General features: G+C 25.0%; 21 protein-coding genes. 10 read left to right on the plus strand and 11 right to left on the minus strand.

Translation table 11 applies throughout. The features are described 5' to 3' along the window. The 6 genes from HPY57_13250 to HPY57_13275 all read right to left on the minus strand — a co-directional run. On the minus strand, nucleotides 1–155 hold a 155-nt coding region (locus HPY57_13250), incomplete at its 3' end, for a hypothetical protein (GenBank protein NPV12747.1). Next, a complete protein-coding gene (locus tag HPY57_13255) occupies nucleotides 152–583 on the minus strand; it encodes a methyltransferase domain-containing protein (protein NPV12748.1) in 432 nt (143 codons plus the stop codon). The genes HPY57_13255 and HPY57_13250, both read right to left, overlap by 4 nt. Before the next feature lie 91 nt (nucleotides 584–674). Next, complete coding sequence (locus HPY57_13260) at nucleotides 675–1892, minus strand: AAA family ATPase (GenBank protein ID NPV12749.1); 1218 nt, start codon at nucleotides 1890–1892, stop codon at nucleotides 675–677. 121 nt (nucleotides 1893–2013) lie between these two features. Further along, on the minus strand, nucleotides 2014–2586 hold the full coding sequence (locus HPY57_13265) for a thymidine kinase (GenBank protein NPV12750.1): 573 nt from the start codon (nucleotides 2584–2586) through the stop codon (nucleotides 2014–2016). Between the two features lie 375 nt (nucleotides 2587–2961). Continuing rightward, nucleotides 2962–3279, minus strand: a complete 318-nt coding sequence (locus HPY57_13270; protein ID NPV12751.1) for a hypothetical protein — start codon at nucleotides 3277–3279, stop codon at nucleotides 2962–2964. Nucleotides 3280–3288: 9 nt separating this feature from the next. Next, complete coding sequence (locus tag HPY57_13275) at nucleotides 3289–4269, minus strand: hypothetical protein (protein ID NPV12752.1); 981 nt, start codon at nucleotides 4267–4269, stop codon at nucleotides 3289–3291. 392 nt (nucleotides 4270–4661) lie between these two features. Here HPY57_13275 and HPY57_13280 point away from each other — a divergent pair, with 392 nt between their 5' ends. The 7 genes from HPY57_13280 to HPY57_13310 all read left to right on the plus strand — a co-directional run bounded on the left by HPY57_13280 (nucleotide 4662) and on the right by HPY57_13310 (nucleotide 11055). Next, the gene (locus HPY57_13280) at nucleotides 4662–5564 is read left to right on the plus strand and encodes a hypothetical protein (protein ID NPV12753.1); all 903 of its coding nucleotides are present in this window, start codon (nucleotides 4662–4664) and stop codon (nucleotides 5562–5564) included. A gap of 3 nt (nucleotides 5565–5567) precedes the next feature. After that, nucleotides 5568–7220, plus strand: a complete 1653-nt coding sequence (locus HPY57_13285; GenBank protein ID NPV12754.1) for a hypothetical protein — start codon at nucleotides 5568–5570, stop codon at nucleotides 7218–7220. Beyond that, nucleotides 7220–8095: a hypothetical protein gene (locus tag HPY57_13290; protein ID NPV12755.1), complete on the plus strand. Its 876-nt coding sequence runs from the start codon at nucleotides 7220–7222 to the stop codon at nucleotides 8093–8095. The genes HPY57_13285 and HPY57_13290 overlap by 1 nt, the downstream gene beginning before the upstream one ends. Before the next feature lie 717 nt (nucleotides 8096–8812). Continuing rightward, entirely contained in the window at nucleotides 8813–9055 is a 243-nt protein-coding gene (locus tag HPY57_13295; GenBank protein ID NPV12756.1) for a hypothetical protein, read from the plus strand. 121 nt (nucleotides 9056–9176) lie between these two features. After that, nucleotides 9177–9647: a T9SS type A sorting domain-containing protein gene (locus tag HPY57_13300; protein ID NPV12757.1), complete on the plus strand. Its 471-nt coding sequence runs from the start codon at nucleotides 9177–9179 to the stop codon at nucleotides 9645–9647. A gap of 3 nt (nucleotides 9648–9650) precedes the next feature. Continuing rightward, a complete protein-coding gene (locus tag HPY57_13305; GenBank protein ID NPV12758.1) occupies nucleotides 9651–9899 on the plus strand; it encodes a hypothetical protein in 249 nt (82 codons plus the stop codon). A gap of 82 nt (nucleotides 9900–9981) precedes the next feature. Continuing rightward, nucleotides 9982–11055: a DUF1566 domain-containing protein gene (locus tag HPY57_13310; protein NPV12759.1), complete on the plus strand. Its 1074-nt coding sequence runs from the start codon at nucleotides 9982–9984 to the stop codon at nucleotides 11053–11055. A gap of 169 nt (nucleotides 11056–11224) precedes the next feature. Here HPY57_13310 and HPY57_13315 read toward each other — a convergent pair whose 3' ends face one another. From HPY57_13315 to HPY57_13335, 5 genes are all read right to left on the minus strand, one after another. Next, nucleotides 11225–11668, minus strand: a complete 444-nt coding sequence (locus tag HPY57_13315) for a hypothetical protein (GenBank protein NPV12760.1) — start codon at nucleotides 11666–11668, stop codon at nucleotides 11225–11227. Beyond that, a complete protein-coding gene (locus HPY57_13320) occupies nucleotides 11646–11996 on the minus strand; it encodes a hypothetical protein (protein NPV12761.1) in 351 nt (116 codons plus the stop codon). Before HPY57_13320 ends, HPY57_13315 begins: the two co-directional genes overlap by 23 nt. Before the next feature lie 2 nt (nucleotides 11997–11998). Next, nucleotides 11999–12211, minus strand: a complete 213-nt coding sequence (locus tag HPY57_13325) for a hypothetical protein (protein NPV12762.1) — start codon at nucleotides 12209–12211, stop codon at nucleotides 11999–12001. 138 nt (nucleotides 12212–12349) lie between these two features. Continuing rightward, nucleotides 12350–14881 carry a hypothetical protein gene (locus HPY57_13330; GenBank protein ID NPV12763.1) on the minus strand — a complete coding sequence of 844 codons (2532 nt, stop codon included), beginning with the start codon at nucleotides 14879–14881 and terminating at the stop codon, nucleotides 12350–12352. Then, the gene (locus HPY57_13335; protein NPV12764.1) at nucleotides 14882–20437 is read right to left on the minus strand and encodes a DUF1566 domain-containing protein; all 5556 of its coding nucleotides are present in this window, start codon (nucleotides 20435–20437) and stop codon (nucleotides 14882–14884) included. Nucleotides 20438–20694: 257 nt separating this feature from the next. Between HPY57_13335 and HPY57_13340 the strand changes: the two genes are divergently transcribed. The 3 genes from HPY57_13340 to HPY57_13350 all read left to right on the plus strand — a co-directional run bounded on the left by HPY57_13340 (nucleotide 20695) and on the right by HPY57_13350 (nucleotide 22128). Further along, a complete protein-coding gene (locus HPY57_13340; protein NPV12765.1) occupies nucleotides 20695–20832 on the plus strand; it encodes a hypothetical protein in 138 nt (45 codons plus the stop codon). Nucleotides 20833–21298: 466 nt separating this feature from the next. Further along, nucleotides 21299–21811: a hypothetical protein gene (locus HPY57_13345; protein NPV12766.1), complete on the plus strand. Its 513-nt coding sequence runs from the start codon at nucleotides 21299–21301 to the stop codon at nucleotides 21809–21811. Then, on the plus strand, nucleotides 21793–22128 hold the full coding sequence (locus HPY57_13350) for a hypothetical protein (protein NPV12767.1): 336 nt from the start codon (nucleotides 21793–21795) through the stop codon (nucleotides 22126–22128). Before HPY57_13345 ends, HPY57_13350 begins: the two co-directional genes overlap by 19 nt. Nucleotides 22129–22325: the final 197 nt, after the last annotated feature.

The following is a 22325-nucleotide window of genomic DNA, read 5'->3' on the forward strand; positions in this document are numbered from 1 at the left end:
AAATAAAGATTTCCATCTATCCAAGATGTTGGATCTGATGAAATAATTTCTTTAAATATATCATAATCAATGTTTTTATAATATTTATTATAAATTACATCTATGTTTTCTTTTCGAATAAATTTTTCATATGTCTTTAAATATTTCATTTTCATATTGATACATCATTAATTTTATAACATTCTATTTCTAACCATTGACAATATTTATTGTATAATTTCCCAGAATGTTCTGTTATGCGAATATCTTGGAAATAATAATTTAAAATTTTAATCCATTCTTTCTTGTGTAAAAATTGTTTTCCAGTTTTTATTTTATCCTGAAATGATTGTGTTTTTGATGTAATATACAAACAACCACCATCTTTTAATTTGTTTTTAATATCATATACTTTCACATCTATATTTATGTCTTTTAAATTGTCAATAGCTACTTGTGAAATATCAATAGCACTAATATTAAATCCCTTATCTGAAAAATATTTTGCATCTACACCATCACCATAACCTAAATTTAAAATATTTGAACTATCTTCTAAATAGAATGTTAATCTATTTAATGTATCTTTCTTGTTCTCTCTCATATAACAATTGTGGATCTTTTGGATTGTTAGACTTTAATGTGTGAAATTCATCTCAAATATTGTTATTTTATTATTAAAAATTTTTAATAAATTATTTCTTTATTAAATATTGTTTTATCAACCTTTGCCATTGTGGAACAGTTTCCCCATTAATTGTAACATTAAATTCATTTGCTATTCTAATATTTAGACAATGAATAAATGTTCTTAAATTAAGAGGAAATCTTAATTCAAAATGTTTTGACATATCAATCATAAAATTTAAGATATCAATCTTTTTTTCAATTGGTATTCTTGGTTGTATATTAGGAATAATAGATTTTATTCTTTGTATAATCTGTTTAATATTTAAATTTACATCAACAAATAATGATCTTGATATTAAAGCAGGATCTAATTCATCACCAGGTCTATTAGTTATAAAAATAATTCTACCTGTAAATTCAAATTGTTTAGGCAATTTACCAGTTTCTTCATATTTTGATTGTATTTCATCATCAGTCATATTAAAAGAATCAAAATGTGTTTTTAAAATTCGTGACACTTTTCTTTTAGGTTTTGTATCTAGTACGGCTTTTAATAAATTAATCGATTCTTTTGAATCAAATATAGAATCAATATCATCAAATAGAATCAATTTATTTCTATTTAAAAATAATATTTCATATAATCCAGAAGTTGTTATATCACCAGAAACAGATATATAATCTATTCTCATATTATTTAATGTTTCCTCTACATCCCAACTCTTACCTAAACCAGGTAAACCACTAATAACTAAAGAATTGGATATTTTATATGCGACTTGCATAGTATATAACTTAATTGATTCAAATATATTAATATCATCATCAAGTACTTTTTTATTTATTTTAAATGAATTAAGATTTACATTTTCATCTTCAGCAATCTTTATTTCAGGTTCATCTTTTAATTTTTCTACAATCTCAAAATCACCATTTATAAAATCAACAATATCATCTAAAATAGATACAATAGAATCTTCTATATCCATTGTATAATCTGGTTTATTTATAATAGTTTCAAAATCAAATTTAAAATTATTCCACATATCTATTGAAACCATTCTATCTTTATCAAAATTAAATCTAACTGCTCTATCTTTAGGTATAAGAAATAATTTGCCTATAAGTTTTCTTTGATAATTTTTTTTAAAAACTTCAAATTCTTCACTATATTCAAATAAATCAAAATCTGCATTCTTTTTCAAATAATTAATTACTAGATTAATATATTTTTCTTGATTATCGGATAATTTTTCTATTATAAATTGCAAATATTTTTTCATTATAATAAGATATTTTTTAGTATATATAAAATTATGAAATAAGAAAAAACCATTCTTGTGAATGGTTTAAAAATATCTAAACCTATGAATATAGGTTCTATTTTATATAAAATTTATGTTTTCATTTTGAAATCTTTCCTTGCTTGAAATGTTTTCTACAAATTGAAATATATGATTCATTACCACCTATTTGTACTTGTTCACCAGTTGTAGTTATTTTACCATCAACTATTCTAGCATTTATTGTCGCTTTTTTACCACACCAACACACAGTTTTTAATTCTTCGATTGTGTCAGCAACAGCCATTAAATACATTGAACCTTCAAAAGGCTCTAATCTAAAATCACTTCTTAATCCATAACATATTACTGGTGTATTGTATCTATCAACTATTTCTGTTAATTGTTTAATATGTTTCTTTTTAAAGAATTGAACTTCATCGCATAATACACAACTTATTTCTTTTTCTTGACTTTCAAATATTTTAACAATATCTGTATTTTCATCAACAGAAATTGCTTCCTTTTCTATACCAACTCTTGATTTTATTTTATTTGTACCGTAACGATTGTCTAATGATGATGTAAATATCAGAACATTTTGACCTCTTTCTTCGTAATTGAATGCTGTTTTTAACAAATCAAGTGATTTACCAGCGTTCATAGCTGAATAACGAAAATATAGTTTAGCCATGATTTTTTATTTTTATATAGTGAAAATTAACAAGAAAGACTAAATTAAATTTAGTCTTTCTTGTTAATTTTATAACCTATTAATTTATTTCTAAGCTTTAATATTCGCCTCATTTTAGCAACATGTGCTTTTTCAGAGCCATCAAAATCATCTTTTTCAAAATCTTTATCCAATTCAGAAAGTATTAAATCTAATTCTGATGTAGTTAATTCAATTATAATTTTTTATTATCATCATTTATAAAATTTTCTAATTTCATTATTTTATCTTTCATATTTTAAACTCCAAAAGAATATCTTAAATATCCCCTATTATTTTTTAATAAAGAATTTGAATATAGTGATTATTTTATATCCAATCTCTATTATTTTTATATTAATATTGAATATATTTTTCGCTTATTTTTTTTAAATCATTTGATATTTTGAGTGCCTGATTTAATAATTTTCTTAATTTTTTTGATTTGTCTTCTATTTGTTCAATATCTATTGTTACTTGAATTTCATCTTCAATAAATTCAATGTCAAGTGGGTCTAATTCTGTTTGTAATTCATCTAAAAAGTCGATAGTTTCTTCTAAGTTACTGTAAATATTATCTAAATAAATATCATTGTGTTCCATAACAGTATTACCATAACCAGTCACCTTTGATATTGTGTTAGATTCGTTAAAATTATTATATCTTTTTATCATAATAGTTGATTAATTTTTTGGATAATATATCAATTCGTGTTCTTCACCATTTTCATCTTCACCAACTATCTCAATTGATGGTTTATGATCAAACCATTCTGCATCACTTTCAATCAAGAAATCAAATAACTTATCTAATGTTTCTTCAAAATCTTGTTCAATCATATCCGCTAATTCACTTAATGAGAAAGTATACACATCTTCTTCTTCCATTTCACCCAATTCAACTAAATAATGAGCAAATTCTTCAGCTTCATTTTCACTTAAATCTAATTTTTCTTCTAACAAACCGTTTAAGATTGCATCTGATAAAAAGAACCATGTTGTAGGACTTTGACCATCATATTTTAATAATAATTTTCCTGGTTCATTATTATATTCAAATTCTTCATTATTTTGAAATAATTTATGTTTTTTAATAAGTGCATCATAAGTTGTTATTTTAATACCTAAATCTTGCGCTTTTTTCATTTTAGCAGACATTTTATCTAAACTTTCAGCAACAAGTAAATCACAATTTTTGTTTAATTTACCCCAAATGTAACCATGTTTTGATAATGCTTCATCAAAAACTGCTTTTGTTCTTTCTTTTGGTGGCATCATTTGCATAGCACTTCTTGGTGAACCTGTCATTTCATATATAATTTTATCCATTTCATCAAATTTTTTTAGTCTAGCAGCAGGTTCCTTTGCAACTTTATCAGCAGTATCTTTTTTAGGTTTGACTCTTTTTTTCTTTGGAGATTCTTCATCCTTTTTCTTTACTGATTTTAGTTTTTCTTTGAATTTATTTTCTAAATAATCAGCCACATCTTCGTGTTTAAGGTCATATCTAATAACCTTAATAACTTGATCTACTGTTAATTTTGTTAAATCTGCTAGCATTTCAACGTCTGTATCTTTACCATTATATCCTTTTCTAATTTTTAGAATTTTGTTAGGATCATCCAATGCTTCATTAAATTCTTGCCAATTTTTTATAATTTTCATAAAAATCACATTATTTTTTATCTTATATATAAAATGTAGAAATCAAAAAAAAAATAATATATAAGTAAAAATAGAATTTTGTTAGGATCATCCAATACTTCATTAAATTCTTGCCAAAATTTTATAAATTTCATAAAAAAAATCACATATATACTTTATCTTATATAAAAAGTGAAATCAAAAATAATATATATATATATAAGTAAAATAGAATTTTGTTAGGATCATCCAATACTTCATTAAATTCTTGCCAAAATTTTATAAATTTCATAAAAAAAATCACATATATACTTTATCTTATATAAAAAGTGAAATCAAAAATAATATATATAAGTAAAAAATAGTATCATGATCTTGCACTTTATCAAGAAAAATGAACAGTATAAGTTATTATGTTAGATTTAGATTATTTAGGATTTGTTGAAAGAATAGAGAGTACAAAAAATGATACAATGTATATTCCAAAAGTTCGTTTTGATCAATTAAACGAAAATCAAAAAAATATGGATATTGTTCCTGGTTTTCCAGTTAATAAGAGAATTAAATATGACCGTGCCAAAATGGTTCAAGCAATACAAAATGGTATGGTTATTCTTATTTTATATGCTGGTGATAAAGATGCTTGGAAAGGTGGGCGTGAAAGAGTTATATACCCTATGGTTCTTGGTATAAATAAAAATACTAAAAATGAACTTATAAGAGGTTGGCATTTAGAAGGTTATTCTGTGTCACAGAAAAAAGAAACTAAAAAAGTTTGGAGATTGTTTAAAGTAAGTAACATTAAAAGTATGATGTTTACTGGACATTTTTATCGTCTTCCGCCTAAAGGTTATAAAATGAACGATAGAGTAATGACTGAAAGAACTATTACAAGAGCTGATTTCAATACTATTAGAAGAAATCAAGAAGCACTTATAAAAGCTAGAAAGATTGAAAAAGAAGAGGAAATAAAAATTCAAGCACAAAAATCTATCGGAACTCCAAAAATTTCTATTAAAAATACTGGAACAATTCTTAATTTAAAAAATCCTTGGGCTAATGAATTATTAAAAAGTAATAAAAATAATCCTAAGGATGTAAAAATTAGTATTTTAAAGACAATTTTCTCAAATGATTACATTGCTGTTATTGGTGCATTGGGTGAACCAAATAAAACAGTTCAAATATATGAAGATAAAAAATTATTAGGTTCATATAAAACAATTATATCATTCACTGGTAATCAGTTATCTAAATATAAAAATGTAAATAATATAACAGAATTTGACCTTTGGTCTTTTGTAAAAAAATTATAAGATATGATAGGTAAATTATTTGAAAGTCCAGATCACTTAATAACTAAAATGGGCGAATATATCGATTGGTATTCAGATGATGCATATGTTTTTGGATATTATAATAATAAAATGCTTGTTACAACTTCTACTGGAAAATCTCATGTAGAATTAAAAAATAGTATAGACCTTGATAAATATTTTAATGATTTTAATGATATGTCTTTAGAGGATAAACATTATTTTTTAAGTCAATATTCTACTTGGTCAATAGAAACCATTAAAAAGAGATGTAAAGAAAACACTAAAATTGAAGATTTACCAAAAAATATCATAAAAGAAATAAAATATAATTTATATTCTGCAATCGAAAGTAGAGAAGAATTAAAATATTCTGGTAGATTATGGGAAAAACATAAGTATATAACATTTTGGGATTTTCCAAAAGATTACAAAGAATTATGGAAAGTTTTAAATGATATAATGGATGCTTTTGAAAAAAAAGGAAAAAAACTTAAAATAACAGATGATTGGTTTATTGAAGTTGTTACAAACGAAGAAGGTGAACAAATAGAAAATGATTATAAATGGTGGGGTGAATCAGAAATTGAAGGTCCTATGGAAGGTTATACAAATAATTCTAAAATTATAAAGATAAAAGATTATATGGGTTCTGTTAATTTTCATGAAAAAGAAAGAGCAATTCATTTACTTTCTTGGGCGGAAAAACAAAAACTTAAAAATAAAGGCTGGGGTCGTAGTTGGGGTTCAGATTTAACTGCTTGGGATTCAAAGAACCCATTATTTTGGAGACAAGCAAAGTATCAGGAAAATAAACATTTTCAAACATCATTCAAATTATTTGAAAATCCTAATGATTATGGTAAACGGAAAAAACAAGAACTTAAAGCAAAAGATTTTGGTAAAGACATGATAGTATGTAATTTAAAAAATCCATTAACTCAAGAAAACGCACAATTTTATTATAAAAAAGAACTTAATCCAAAATTTTGGTCAAAAGGTATGTTTAATGAGAGAATTAGACAAAAACTTTTAACTATTGCAAATGAATTTTATAATAGTTTTGGCTATCAAGCACCTATTATAGATATAATTTTAACTGGTTCATTAGCAAACTATAATTGGAATAAATATTCTGACTTAGATGTTCATGTAATAATAGATTTTAGCAAAATAAATTCAAACATAAAATTAGTTAAAAAATCTGTTGATAGTGAAAGGTCTTTATGGAATTTGAAACATAACATAAGAATAAAAGGTCATGATGTAGAACTTTATATACAAGATGTTAATGAAAAACATACTGCAACTGGACAATATTCATTATTAAATAATAAATGGATATTAAAACCAACTTGGAATAAACCACAAATAGATGAAGAAGAAGTTAATTTTAAATATTTGACATACAAGAGTGGTATTGATAGATTGGAAGAAATAAGTAAAATGAATATGACACCAGAAATTGCAAATAAGAATTATCTATTTGCTTCTGAATATAAAAAAAAGATTCATGATAATAGAAAAATTGGTCTTGAAAAAAATGGTGAATTTTCAATAGAAAATTTAGTTTTTAAAAAATTAAGAAACAATGGTGATTTTGGTAGATTAATGCAAATAGTAAATCGTTTTTATGACAAAATATATACACAATAATGCAAAGAATTTTAACATATAGATTATTTGAAAATCCAGATATTATCAATTATGAAGAACCTAGAGAAATATTTTCAACATATTCAGATGAAGATGGTGTTGCTTTTGGTTATATAAATAATAAGATGAAGGTTGAATTAGGTGGAAAACATTTTGATATTATACCAAATAAAAATAACAAATATATAACATTATCTGGTTCAATAAATAGAAATAATATTGGGTTTGCAGGAAGATTATGGTTAAATACAAAAGTCATTTCATTTTGGATATATCCAAGTAAAAAAGAATTAAAAAATGTATTGAACGATTTGGAAGTAGCATTTAATAAAAAATATCCAAAGTATACACCTAAATTAGATTTTAGTGATCCTGACTGGCTTATAGAAGTTATTGGTGATTTTGAAGATCCAGGCGATAATGATTGGGATAGTGAAAAATTAGGAAATAAAAAACCAAGATTAATACCATTGTCAGAATATACTGGTTCTGAAGAAAGAGATAATGAAGAAATAAGAATACCACACTTAATGGATTGGAGAGAAAAGGAAATGATAAAAAAGAAAGGTGTTATATTTGGTAAAGGTTTTGGTTCTGATATGACTGCATGGGATTCTAAAAATCCATTGCCTTGGAGACAAGCAAAATATCAAGAAAGTATGAAAGTAAAATTTAATGAATTTTTAAATGAAAATAAAACAGAATATACAATTTATTGTGATATGGATGGTGTATTAACTGATTTTGATGGTGATTTTAAAAGAAAATATTTAGACGAATTTAATAAAAAAAAAACGGAACCGATTTTGAAACGGGTTGGGATTATGAAAAAGTTTATGGTCCAAAAGAATTTTGGAAAGAAATTAGAAAATTAGGATTACAATTTTGGTCAGATATGAATTGGATAAAAGATGGTAAAAAATTATGGAATTTTTTAAAAAAAATATGATCCTAAAATACTTACCAAACCTTCATTAGACGAATTATCAAAAAAAGGAAAAATTATCTGGTGTGAAAGAGAAATAGGTATAAAACCTATATTAACTTTTAGAAAAGAAACATATGTTAAAAATGATAAATGTATTTTAATAGATGATCTTAAAAAGAATATAGATGATTGGATTAAGAAAGGTGGTATAGGAATATTGCACAAAAATGCTAACGATACCATTAAAAAACTTAAAGAAATATTAGGTGAATAATAAAAAAATTGAAAATTTTTAACGAGGGTAAATTTTGCAAAAATTGAATATATTGCAAAATAATCAAAAAGTTCAAAAAAGCATTGAAATTCAAAGATATTATAAAACAATTTAAATTATGGACAATTCTTACTTTATCAAAAGTTATGTTGAATGAAGAAGATATGAAAACTTTTGTTCAAACAATTAAAAAAATATGAAAATTAAATAAATATAAGAAGTCAAAACGATTTCTTTTTTTTTTATTTTCACAATAATTTTTTTTTTCTGAATATTTTATTGTAATTTTGTATCTGAAACTAAAAGGTGAAGTGGATATCTATTTATATAGTTATTACAGTTAAAATTGTGAATTTTTAATATTTATTAACTTTGTAAAATTTATACAATATGAAAAAGATAAAAAAATTTATTTGTAAAATTGTAAAGAAATTAAATAAAAAAGAATATGAAAAGGTAGTAAATTATGTATATGATTTTTGTAATGGTGAGTGTACAAAAGAAAAAGTCAGAGATGCTTTAAAAGGTGTATTATTTAATTTAATTACAAAGAAAAAAATAAAAGAAAATGGAAAATTAATGAATTGTTTAATAGATGAAATCTACGAAGATATTAAGTCACAATACCAGTGAATGTAGATTTTTGGTTTTAAACTAAAAACATCTATCTTTTAAATTTATATAATCTTATCATAATTTTTTTTTCTGAATATTTTATTGTAATTTTGTATCTGAAACTAAAAATTTATAAAAAATGAAAAATTTTATTTTTATCTTAATCCTATCCATTTCAATAGGATTACAAGCCCAAGAAAACATGAATATCACTGGTGGTATTGCCACAGGAAGTAATGGTGAACTAACTTATTCGGTTGGTTGTTTTTATCAAACAAGTACTGGTTCTAATGGATCTATTGTTGATGGTATTCAGCAACCTTTTGAAATTTTAGTAATTACAGAAATTGAAAATTTAAAAGGTATTACTCTTTCAATGTCAGTTTATCCAAATCCAACCACAGATTATCTAATACTTAATGTTGATAATTTTGAATTATCAAATTTAACTTATCAGTTATTTGATATTAATGGTTCGGTGATACAAAGTGGTTATGTGTCAAGTAAAACAAACATCGCAATGAGTAATTTTGCTTCATCTACCTATTTTATAAAAGTTTTACAAAATGGTAAGGAAATAAAATCTTTTAAAATAATCAAAAAATATTAAAATATGAAAAAGATAGAAAAAATTATTTGTAAAATTGTAAAGAAATTAAACAAGAAAGAATATGAAAAGGCAGTAAATTATGTATATGATTTTTGTAATGGTGAGTGTACAAAAGAAAAAGTCAGAGATGCTTTAAAAGATATGTTATTTAATTTAATTACAAAGAAAAAAATAAAAGAAAATGGAAAATTAATGAATTGTTTAATAGATGAAATCTACGAAGATGTTAAGGCACAATACCAGCAAATGTAGATTTTTGGTTTTAAACTAAAATATTTTTTAATTTAAATTTTTATTGTATCTTTGTATATGTTTAATCAATAAATGAAAAATTATGAAAAAGTTATCAGTTCTTTTTGTTGTTTTTTTAATTTCGTTATTCGTTTTTTCACAAACACCACAAAAAATTAGTTATCAAGCAATTGTTCGTGATGCCAATAATCATTTGATTAGTAATACTCAAATTGGTTTAGAAATAAATATTTTAAAAGGTTCTCCTACAGGTACAGTGGTTTATACCGAAACTCTTGCACCAACAACAAACTTAAATGGTTTATTTAGCATTCAATTTGGTGGTGGTACAGAATTTAATCTTATTGATTGGGGTTCAGATTCTTATTTTATTCAAACCAAAGTTGATATTACAGGTGGAACAAATTATACTATTGAGGGAGTAAGCCAAATTTTAAGTGTACCTTATGCTTTTCATGCTGAAACAGCAAAAAATGTTACAGATATAAGTAATATTACATCAGTAATTTCAGATTCGATAAATGTTATTTGTGATAATGTTTATAATTCTATCGCTGATACAGCTAATGCACTTCGTACATATGTAGATAATGCAGTAAGTGGAAGTAGCTCTACATACTCAATTGGAGATTTTGCACACGGTGGTATCGTATTTTGGGTTGATGAAACAGGACAACACGGTCTGGTTTGTGCTAAAAATGATGTTGATGATCCTCTTACAGTTCCTACAGTAGAAACTATTAAATGGCATAACAATACAACTGTTGCAACTGCACCAATTACAAGAGCTAAATCTTCTGGTCCTTTGTCGGGTAAAATGAATACTTATCTTATTGTATCAAGGTCTACTGCAGCAGGTGTAACAGAAAATTATGCAGCAGTTCTTTGTAGTGAAACTCCTATAACTGAAGGTGGTGTTACTTATGGAGACTGGTATCTTCCTTCAAAAGATGAATTGTTACTTATGTATGCTAATAAATCTGCAATTAATGCAACTGCAGTGGCAAATGGTGGTTCAGCATTACAGAATAATACTTATTGGAGTTCTACAGAAGCTAGTCAAACAAATGCTATTAAGGTGAATATGTCTACTGGTTTTGTTGGTTCTGTAATCAAAACAGACTTTGCATATGTAAGAGCTGTTAGAGCATTTTAATATCTAATATGACAAAATATAAAAAGAGAAAGATTAAGTTCTTTCTCTTTTTTTATTTTAATAAATTTGAATTAAACATTCCATCAAATATATGTCATTTTATGATATATAAAAATGATATTATAAATCAATACTTAAATTTAGGGTTTGATTATTTAGATTGAGTTCTTTATACAAGTCTGTTTAATTTCTTGATACGAACAAGTCTTTTTATTACTTCTTCATTTGTTTCACGACCATTTAAATAATATTTTTTATTTGTAATCTGATCATTCTTATTATACTTTATATATGCTGGTCCATTTTCATTATGTATAAAACCATTTTTGAGGAAATATTCACTTGATACAGTTAATTTATTACAAAATACTTGTTCTAATTTATAAAAGTTATCATAGACGAATAAATGAAATTCTATAAAATCTTTAAATACTGTAGTTGTTCCAGTAGATTCTACGTCAAATGCAGAAATCATATAACAATGATTTGCTATTTTAACCCAGGAAATATCCTCTGATTTTATTATTATAGATTTGCCTTTTTTAACAATATTATATTCATAAGGTAATTTATTTATCTTCTCTCTTATTTTAGCATTTGTAAAAATGTTCATTTAACTTGCATCTTTTTTCTATCATTCTTTTAAGTTTCTTTTCTCTAAGAATTTGATTCGCTTTTGGTCGCCATTCTGTTTCATTCATCGTTTTACCAAACAAATAAAAAAATCCTCTATTACCATTATGAAATTCTATAGCTGGACCATTTAGTCGGTGATAGACACCATTTTCTTTATATTCCCATCTATCTTTAAAACGAATCTTTTGATATTTAGTATTATCAACAAGCCATTCATTTACTTTTATTTCATTTTCGTAAAACTCTTTTAATTTCTGTTCTTTTTCGTTCAAATCAGAAAGTTGCATTATTTCATCGTAAGTCATAATTAAAATTTTGAATATTTTACTAAATTTCCAACAAAATCGTGAATCCATTGACCAATAGCTTGACCTGATTCACTTGGAAAAATAATAAGAATTGATAGAATAACAATAGATATGATCCACCATTTCTTTTTATTCCAAAAGGCAATCAACTTACCTTTTAGTTTTCTCTTATTTAGTTCTTTCTGTTTTTCCTTAACTCTTAAATCTTCCATAAACTATATTAAATTTATATAATTAACAACACCTTATTGGTATAATATCTAATCTATATTTTGTATTAGATGTTGTTGTTGATTTGTATACAAATATTTCATAATATTTATATAATTTACTTTGAAATAAGTTTGATATTATCTATAATCACTTGACAAATTACCACCATAGAAATTACCTTTTATCCACATACCTGACAAATAATTTCCATTATAAAAATCTCCATTATACCAAGTACCTTTATGCCATGTTCCATTTCTCCATATTGGAATATTTGATTCATTTGAATAAAATACTTTAACTTCAATATCACTTATTCTTAATTGTTGAGTTACAACCAAATCTAAATCAAATGATAAAGAAACTCTTAATCTATTTTTAGCAGTTGATAATATTTTTGGGTTGTATAAATCTAAATTAAAAAATGTTTCTGTATCATCGTAATATATTTCTAATCCATTACCTTGATTATCAACTAGACCCCACATATCATCAACTCCACCAAAATACCAGTCATTATATGAATCTAAAGAAATTATTTTAGTTTTACCAATAGGTATATTTGGATAATTTATATTACCAGTTGAATATAAACTTGGTGTATAATAACAGGTATCGTTTATAATATCATACTCTTTATTATCACTATTATCAAAACCAGCAAATACCAAATCTTTAAGAGGTAACATAGCAGTTATATTTTTGTATGCTGTTCTGTAACTATTATCTTTTAAAACTTGTGTTTTAAATCTTATTGCATAACCATTTACTAAAGTATTTTGTATGTCAGTTACGAAATCATAATCAAAATCAAAATCTTGAAACGATAATATTGAACTCGTAACATTAATTCTATGTGACATAATACCAACATATTTAACTAATTTTCCAGAATTTGTTGGTGCATTAGTTTTGTATTTCTTTGCAACTGTAACAGATGTCGCACCAGTTGATAAAACATAAGATATTCCGTTGTAACTTGGATTTGTGTAACCTTGGTCTTGTTCAATATAAACATAGTCACCTGGTTTAAAATCATGAGTACCTATACCAGCAAATGTTACAACATTATATGTAGTTGATAAAGGTATTGCCATAAAACCACTTCCTCTTGTTATTGGTACACTTGGTTCAGTATATGTTCCAGCATATATATTTGTGTAATGCCAATATGAATATGGAGTTGTTCCATCAAATTTATCTAATTTAACATTTCTTCTAACATAAACTTTTTGTGGACCCAAAGATATTGGTAAACCGTTTGTATATACAACTGCATTCCACATTCCTAAACCAATATTGGTTATGGATACTGGCGAAAATTCATTACCACCTATATAGTAATTATACTGAAAATAGAAATCTATTTCACCAAAATCATAATAATTGGTTACAGATGTGTTATACATTGTATTTAATTTATCAAATTGGAATGATACTATATTCGATTGTGTAAAAGTAAAGGCGCTAGTCGCTGCCGTAACACTTATAATATCAATATCAATTTCTTCTATAAAATGTGATAATTCATAATAAGTATTTGATGAATTTAATGTATTAACATTAATAGAAGTTTTTGTTTGTATAGGTATTTCTGTATTTCCACTCCATTTATAATCAAGTCTTAAATCTGTTTGTGAAACATAAATAGGTGAAGTCCAATCTGTTGCTTTTATATAACCAAAAATACCATTTTTCCACAAACCATTTTCCCAAGTACCCATCTTAAAATGTCCACCATACCAAATACCATTTTCCCAAGTACCATCATGCCATACGCTTAAATAGTTTTTAGAAGATTCAATAGGATTACCACTATCATCTGTAACATAACCTGAAAACCATTCTCCACCTTTCCAAACACCATTATACCAATTACAAATAGCACTATTATTATCAGTGTCTAATGTTGTATTTCCAAATCTACTAACAAGACTTCTATTCAATTGAGAAAATGTTCCATTCAACCAATCACCTTTTATGAAATTACCATTATACCAAAAGCCATTATACCATGTATCACCGTTAAATGTACCGTTAAACCAATAACCATCTAACCATTTAGAATTAGTCATATTACCACTGGAATGACGACCATTTTTCCAAATACTGTTATAAAATTCACCATTTTGGAAGATACCATCAAGCCATACAGCAACATTTTTTTCTTCATATTGTATTGCACCGCCAATCGTACTTACAGCTTTTTTAAAATTTGGATATTCATAACCTTCATAATTTGCATCATACAATATAAATTCTCTCCAATCTTCAGTAGTACCAGATAAACCAAATGTACCACTTCCAAAAATACCTGTTACCCAAATACCATTATGAAATGTAGAATATTGATTTCCAACTTGTTTTATAGAGAATATTTCATTTAAAACGTCAAATTTATCTAATTGATAAGAATAAAATAGACCGTTTTTCCATATACCATTATAGAAATTGCCTGAATACCAAGTACCATCTTCCCATTCACCACAATACCAATCACCAAAATACCAAACAATACCTCTATCATTTTCACCTATTACAGCATCTTTTACTTTAGCATTTAGCAACCAATTATATTTAATTTTAACCTTTTCTAATGACATTCCATTTACAAAAGTTACATTTGATTTTTCAAATTCTATTCCTTCTATATTTAATATTACTGACATTTAAAATGAATTTATTTTTATTTCTTCTACGAAAACACTATATTTTGGTGTTGTTTTAAAATTGTCTGGATATCTATTACCACCAAAATAAGCACTACCTTTATAATAACCACTTATATAAACGCTGTCATTTACAATATTCATTGAGTTAATATATATTTCTTCTGTACAGGTCTTATTCTTAATTCCTACAACAGAACCATTTAACATATTTAATTTAACCATATAAGAACCAGTATTTTGACAATATAAAATATTATTATCTAATACAGTTGATTGATTATAATATCCACTTACTAATAAATATTTACCATACAAACCATCATATACTATCATATCAGTTGCATAATCTTGATTATTACCTCCTAATGTTTTTACCCAATTCAAATTTCCATCTTTTGTAAAACTAAATACAAATATATTCCAATTATTATTAAATACTTCAATAGAATATTGTGAAGCTAAATATGCAGCAGATGTAGTATGACCTGGTTGGGCTATTATAGCATTAGTATTTGCTAAACCACTACCAACAGATGTTGATGTACCAACACTTAAATTAGTAACATTGCTCCAAGCATAACTTCCATTTAAATCATTTGGTGCTACTTCATAATAAGTGTAAGTACCGTTTAAATTATCAACTTTATAGAATATCCAACCTGTTGATGGACCTATATCACCTATATTATAATTCAAATCACTTGTGAAATTTCTAATTGGTCTTATTAACATTTTTAAATTTGATGATTTAGATGTTATGCCACTATATCCTGATAAAAATTGTCTGCGAAGTGCAAAATTTGATGGAGATGCAGGATATTCAGAACTTGACCAATAAGATGGTGTTGTTCCAGATAAAATATCATCATTAAAATATCCAATACCTGATAAATGTAAATTATTATACATTAATGTTAATTCATCCCAAGAAGGTAAATACCAATCATTATAAACAACGGAATTATTTACACCATATTCAACACCTTCATATAATAATCTACCTTGTGCTTTTATTAACATATAAACATTATCTTCATAATATAACATTTTTTTAACAAAATGATTAGTATCTGTTGGTGAATTAAAATCCATTGTGTAAATTGCTTTACCCCAATTATATAAGCCATTAGTACTAATTTTCAATAATGAAATATAATTATAATTATTATTTGTTACAATACAAGTTGATATAGATCCATCATTTGATACAGATTTTAACATATTTGATGCAGGGATTCTATTTGATACATACAAATATGAATTGGTATCATCTTTTATTATTTTTAATGATGTATCATTTGATGTATATGAATTTATAGTGTCTGTGTCTTGTATATTTGTTTGACTTGCAAAAAATTTCTTATACCATAAAATAGTTTTATAATCTTGTTCATATGCAATAATTGCACATGTTTTTTTATTATAATAAGTATCTAATAATATATTGTTTAATCCGTCATTATTATATTTTGTATAATAATTAATATCAGCACTAACAAAATCATAATGTTTATTTTGTACGGTTACATGATCTTGAATAACACATGTTTCGGTAGCATTTGCTGATTTATATGTTATAGCAGTTATTATCTCGTTTTGTTCATTATACATTAAGACATGACTTTGATATATAGATGAAGGTATTGAATCACTATCTATTTTAGTAATTGCATCCGTGGTTGCTGAAGGATTTGCGAATAATAAATATGAACTGAAATTATCTCTACCAGTGTGATATATGTAATATTTATTATTGTAATCATCTATTTTTATGTCTTTTATATAAGAATAAACTGTTGCTGTCGGTGAAGCAATAAAATATGTATATAACAAATCTTTTTCTACTAATGTGTTAGCATCAAATACTAAAGTTGCGTCATTTCTCAAATATTCGTTACTATTATATAACACATTTGTTGTATTTCCTGCAAAATCATAAATACCTTGATATTTAATATTTACATATAACTCATTATTTACAAATGTTGTATTTAAATGATATGTTAATTCATCAAATACAATAGAATCATGTGAAATACCAGTATACCAAAGCAAATCAATATATTTGATATTTAAATCTTTAAGTTCTAAAGGATAAGGTAATTTTGTTTTTTTATCTATACCAACATCAATTAATTCAATAGGTTTATATGTTAAATTGACATCATAAATATTGTTTAGATTTTCATCAATTTCTGTATTAAATATGTCAAAATTAAAGATACCATCTTCTTGATATATAATACCAGTTGTTAAATTTCTAACAAATTCATTCTCTTTCAATATTAAAGCATATTGTGAACAAATTTTAGTATATATATTATCAGGATATTTATAGTAGTGAGAATGAGGGTAATTCAAATAAATATCATACAAAATGTCTGATATATCTTGAATTTTACTAACATTAATTAAATCAAAAGTATTTGCTGAAATTCCAATATCAATTCTTGGTTTTTCAATTAACATATATTCATCTGTTACTTCGTAAATTAATGTTCTTGAACTATTTGTAGTAAAATAGTATGGTGTGTAAGGAATTCCACCGACTTTATATAATAATCCAAAATCTATATACGTAAATGGTTTAAAATCTAATAATTTAGCTTTGTTGTTTGGAATAATTTTGTATAAACTTGATTGAATAGGAAAATAACTATCAGTGAATGTATGTCCTTGGAATGCCCAATTAGTATCCATTTCTTCTATAACATATTGAGATGATAATAGGTATGATTCATTATACATATTAACTGGAATTTGACCAAGATTTTCTAAGAAAGGTTTTAATTTATAACTTTGATAAGCATTTTTAGTATCAAATGTATATGCGGATACTCCTGAAACAGAAATATTTATTGTTGTAAAATCGAAATATCTAAAATAATCCGAATTTTCTATAACACTTGATCTTATCTTATCATCAAGTGATGAGAAATGTATTAATTCACCAAATGGTGAAACATTTAAATAGTTTGCAAACTGATTATTTATTTCACTATAACTGACAGAAGAATTACAGAAATGTAAATTTCTAACACGAAAAGTGTATTCATTCTCTGTAACTTCATTAAAAAACCAACCCGGTATTTCACCATTAATTGTTAAATAATTTGAGTCTAAATTCTTTATAGTTGTTAAATAATTAAATATTGAACCTGTTGGAAATATTTCAGTATCAGTAAAATCTGTTGAATATTTTCTAAATGAAATTATAATGTGGTCACCTATCTGACTATAACTATAAAATGTTGGATCTATTATAAAAACTGTATTACCAGACCAATTATACATTGTGTTTGAACTTGAACTTCCACTCATTGTGTAATATAACTCACCGTATTGGTTTGTTATAACATATTGATAATCTAAATAATTAATAATTATGTTACTATTAGTTGATGAATTTGGATAAATATCATAGGGTATCCAATCATTTGTTTCTTTTTGTGTTCTAGCAACAGCATAATCGGTAAATAATATTTTGCAAGGATTGCTCAGTGTATTACCAGAAGAATCAACCACTAGTTCTTTACATGCTGTAATATCATAATCTATATTATGTTTTATAATCCAAGTGTGTCCTTCTACAAATGTTTTTTCTTCTCCTATAATAGGAAATTGTGTTCCTTCATTTTTTAGAAAAAATTCTTTTCCAGCATTTGAACCTAATTTAACATAAAATATTGCTCTCCAAGATGATTTTCTTGTTAATAATATATTAGTTAATTTTAAAGTATAATTATTTGAAACTTCATAAATATCATTTTCTTGTGTTAATGTTTGGTTTAATAACAAAACTAAATGACCAGGTTTCAAGGCGACACCATCAATAATAAAATGTGTTATTGTTAAATCAATATTATTTGTTGTAGCAACATCAACTTGATAAAGATTTGACATATACTTGTCAATAATATTATATTCGTTATACATATTATTCAGAGATTTACCATCACCTGTCATTAATGAAATATTATAAATATCATTTGTGCTTTTAGCAAAAGAGTAACAAATACCATTAAAACATTTTTGAAATTTAAAATATGTGTCATATGTTCTTAATGTATTAGCACTTGTAAATATATCATCTCTATAAACCATATTATAAATTGGTTCTGGTTCTTTATAAAATGCTCTTACTTTAATATCATATAACTTTGATATTTGATAACACATATTGTATGTATCATAACCATTTATATATCTAGTCGCAAACCAATTTCTTTTTTGTATAATATTGAAAAAAGTTGGATTTTCTTCATATCCTTTAAATACATGTTGTGTTGCACCAAAAACAATACTAAAACCAGTACTATTTAAATCTTCAGCAGTTAATTTATAAATATCACACCATAAATCTGTTTCGCCTCCATATATACTTGTCTCATTTGTCGAATTCCAAATACCAATAGCAGGAAATACATAATAACCATCTGGACTAACTAAAAATGTTCCATTTTTTGATATTGTCTTGGAAATAATTTCTTGTGAATATGGTTTAGCATAATTTTTAAATTGTTGTGTTCTTGTACAACCAGAATTTAAATCAATAGTTACTAATCTATCATATGTATAATGTGTTATATTGTTATCAAAATACCATTGTTCATCAGCATTAAAGGTAATACCTGAATCACACATGCCATAAGCAGATTTTGTAATTTTTAATTCAATACCACATATAGTAGCACCACTTGGTATATTAAAATTAAAATCGTATGCTACCAAATCAGGTGTATCAACTTTTCTAATATAAGGATTACTATTAGGTGATAATATGTTGGCATACGTATTATCAAATGTTATTGCAGATGCCAAATTATTCCAAGCAGATTTTAATTCTGCATCGTAAATATTTAAATATGAATTGTCTATTAAATATGTTTTATTCGTAGATGTCTTAGGTTCATTGTGCTCTGTAATTAATAGAGGATTATAATTGTCATTAATATAATCAACACATTGTTGTGCTGCAGATGCAATATGTCCTATTTGATTTATAATATTTTGTGTATTTAAGTAACCTCTACCTATTGATGTATAACCAACATTGGCACTAGAATAATATACATTAGACCATTCATATTGTGATGGTAAATCACTTGGTGCTGCTTCAAAATATCTATATAAACTACCAGAATTGTCTTTATAAAATATATAACCACCATATGGTCCAATATCTCTTAAATCATAAAGATCAACCTCTTTTGTAAAAACTCTAGCAGGTCTAACTTTATGTGCTAAATCAAGATCTTTTTGAACTCTGGACATAGAACCACTCGTAAAATTAATTCGCCATATACTTGTTGAATTATATTCTGATGATGTCCAGTAATATGAATTTGAAAATCCACCTACACCAAATACTTTTAAATTATCATACATAGCTTTCATTTCATCCTTACTAGGAAGAAACCAATCATTTACTACTACATAATCAGGAATACATTGTTTTATTTTATTTGGACTCATCCAATTTGTATGTCTTCTTATATTAGACATACCTGTATTTGTATCATATTCTATTTGTTGTTGCCAAAACCAACTCATTTATAGTTTATTATTTTCTTTGGATTATATATTAAAATAGTAATGTTAAAAGAAAATAACTTTAATTAAAAAATAGATTTTCAACTTTTATATATACCATTATAAAAATATAAAAAATAATAAGTTAACTTCATTAGAAGGTGCCCCAGAAAAGGTTGAAGGTGATTTTATTTGTTATGATAATAATTTAACTAAAAAAGATATAGAATGGTTAAAACAAAATTCTAAAATAAAAGGAAAAATTATATGGAAATAATATGAAAAATTATAACAATTTCATAATAGAAAAAATCATTCGTAAAGAAAACATAGATGTAATTTATAATAAATATTATAAAAACATTGATTATGATATATTTAAGAAATTATTTCATCAGATCCAACATCTTGGATAGATGGAAATCTTTATTTCGGTAAATATTGTAAGTGGCTTTTAAACCTTTATAAATCAAATAAATTAAAATTAGAAGACCTTTATAAAGTAAAAGATTACATAGAACTATTTAATAAACAATCTTTAGAAATAAATTACCCGTTAATAAAAGAGATATAAATTTATATGATTCACTAGGTGAATTAGCAAAAACTATAGAACCTTTTAAAGAAAGTGAAGAAATTCTTTCTAAATCAGAAATAAAAGATAAAAATTTTGTAAAGGAGTTTAAAAAATTTAATTTATACATCCCTAGAACATATGAAGATTCATGCATTCTTGGTAAAGGAACTGAATGGTGTACAGCCACAGAAAAAACCTCTAAATGGTATAAAAAATATCATAAACCTGGAAGAGAATTACTTATATTCATTTCTAAAACAGATTCAAAAGAAAAATACCAACTTCATTTAAGATCAAAACAATTCATGGATAAATTCGATGAAAAGGTTGATTTAAAAACATTTTTAAATGAAAATGAAGATATAAAATATTGGTTGTTAAATAATTATAATAAAGAATATGGAAAATATTTTAATGAAAATTCTATTAAATGGAGAAAAAATACACTGATAGGTTCACCAAAAATAGTTGAAGGTGATTTTATTTGTTCTTATAATCAATTAATTTTATTAGAAGGTGCACCAGAAAAGGTTGAAGGTAATTTTAATTGTTCTTTTAATCAATTAACTTCATTGGAAGGTGCACCAAAAATAGTTGAAAGTAATTTTTATTGTGATAATAATAAATTAACTTCATTGGAAGGTGCCCCAGAAAAGGTTGAAGGTTATTTTAATTGTTCTTATAATCAATTAACTTCATTGGAAGGTGCTCCAGAAATGGTTGAAGGTAGTTTTAATTGTTCTTATAATCAATTAACTTCATTGGAAGGTGCTCCAAAAATAGTTGAAGGTGTTTTTTATTGTCTTATAATAAATTAACTTCATTAGAAGGTGCCCCAGAAAAGGTTGAAGGTGATTTTATTTGTTCTTATAATCAATTAACTTCATTGGAAGGTGCTCCAGAAAAGGTTGAAGGTGATTTTTATTGTTCTTATAATAAATTAACTTCATTAGAAGGTGCACCAGAAATGGTTGAAGGTGATTTTTATTGTTCTTATAATCAATTAACTTCATTGGAAGGTGCTCCAGAAAAGGTTGAAGGTGATTTTTATTGTGATAATAATAATTTAACCGAAAAAGATATAGGATGGTTAAAACAAAATTGTAAAATAAAGGGAAAAATTATATGGAAATAATATGAAAAATTATATGGAAATAGTGTGAAAAATTATAACAATTTCATAATAGAAAAAATCATTCGAAAAGAAAACATAGATGTAATTTATAATAAATATTTGATTATGATATATTTAAGAATTTCATCAGCTTGAGAATGTTCCTGATGAATTTGATTCGTTGGTAAAAGAAAAGGTTACTTATTTGAAAAAAAAAG

Source organism: Ignavibacteria bacterium (genome assembly GCA_013177855.1).
GTDB lineage: Bacteria > Bacteroidota > Ignavibacteria > Ch128b > Ch128b > Ch128b.

What these genes read in the sequence shown, in the direction of transcription:
- HPY57_13305 (NPV12758.1), top strand. Translation starts at nt 9,651, where the DNA reads ATGAAAAAGATAGAAAAAATTATTTGTAAAATTGTAAAGAAATTAAAC.
- HPY57_13310 (NPV12759.1), top strand. Translation starts at nt 9,982, where the DNA reads ATGAAAAAGTTATCAGTTCTTTTTGTTGTTTTTTTAATTTCGTTATTC.
- HPY57_13255 (NPV12748.1), bottom strand. Translation starts at nt 583, where the DNA reads ATGAGAGAGAACAAGAAAGATACATTAAATAGATTAACATTCTATTTA.
- HPY57_13260 (NPV12749.1), bottom strand. Translation starts at nt 1,892, where the DNA reads ATGAAAAAATATTTGCAATTTATAATAGAAAAATTATCCGATAATCAA.
- HPY57_13295 (NPV12756.1), top strand. Translation starts at nt 8,813, where the DNA reads ATGAAAAAGATAAAAAAATTTATTTGTAAAATTGTAAAGAAATTAAAT.
- HPY57_13300 (NPV12757.1), top strand. Translation starts at nt 9,177, where the DNA reads ATGAAAAATTTTATTTTTATCTTAATCCTATCCATTTCAATAGGATTA.
- HPY57_13270 (NPV12751.1), bottom strand. Translation starts at nt 3,279, where the DNA reads ATGATAAAAAGATATAATAATTTTAACGAATCTAACACAATATCAAAG.
- HPY57_13345 (NPV12766.1), top strand. Translation starts at nt 21,299, where the DNA reads ATGGATAAATTCGATGAAAAGGTTGATTTAAAAACATTTTTAAATGAA.
- HPY57_13325 (NPV12762.1), bottom strand. Translation starts at nt 12,211, where the DNA reads ATGGAAGATTTAAGAGTTAAGGAAAAACAGAAAGAACTAAATAAGAGA.
- HPY57_13290 (NPV12755.1), top strand. Translation starts at nt 7,220, where the DNA reads ATGCAAAGAATTTTAACATATAGATTATTTGAAAATCCAGATATTATC.
- HPY57_13340 (NPV12765.1), top strand. Translation starts at nt 20,695, where the DNA reads ATGAAAAATTATAACAATTTCATAATAGAAAAAATCATTCGTAAAGAA.
- HPY57_13330 (NPV12763.1), bottom strand. Translation starts at nt 14,881, where the DNA reads ATGTCAGTAATATTAAATATAGAAGGAATAGAATTTGAAAAATCAAAT.
- HPY57_13275 (NPV12752.1), bottom strand. Translation starts at nt 4,269, where the DNA reads ATGAAAATTATAAAAAATTGGCAAGAATTTAATGAAGCATTGGATGAT.
- HPY57_13320 (NPV12761.1), bottom strand. Translation starts at nt 11,996, where the DNA reads ATGACTTACGATGAAATAATGCAACTTTCTGATTTGAACGAAAAAGAA.
- HPY57_13335 (NPV12764.1), bottom strand. Translation starts at nt 20,437, where the DNA reads ATGAGTTGGTTTTGGCAACAACAAATAGAATATGATACAAATACAGGT.
- HPY57_13265 (NPV12750.1), bottom strand. Translation starts at nt 2,586, where the DNA reads ATGGCTAAACTATATTTTCGTTATTCAGCTATGAACGCTGGTAAATCA.
- HPY57_13315 (NPV12760.1), bottom strand. Translation starts at nt 11,668, where the DNA reads ATGAACATTTTTACAAATGCTAAAATAAGAGAGAAGATAAATAAATTA.
- HPY57_13280 (NPV12753.1), top strand. Translation starts at nt 4,662, where the DNA reads ATGTTAGATTTAGATTATTTAGGATTTGTTGAAAGAATAGAGAGTACA.
- HPY57_13285 (NPV12754.1), top strand. Translation starts at nt 5,568, where the DNA reads ATGATAGGTAAATTATTTGAAAGTCCAGATCACTTAATAACTAAAATG.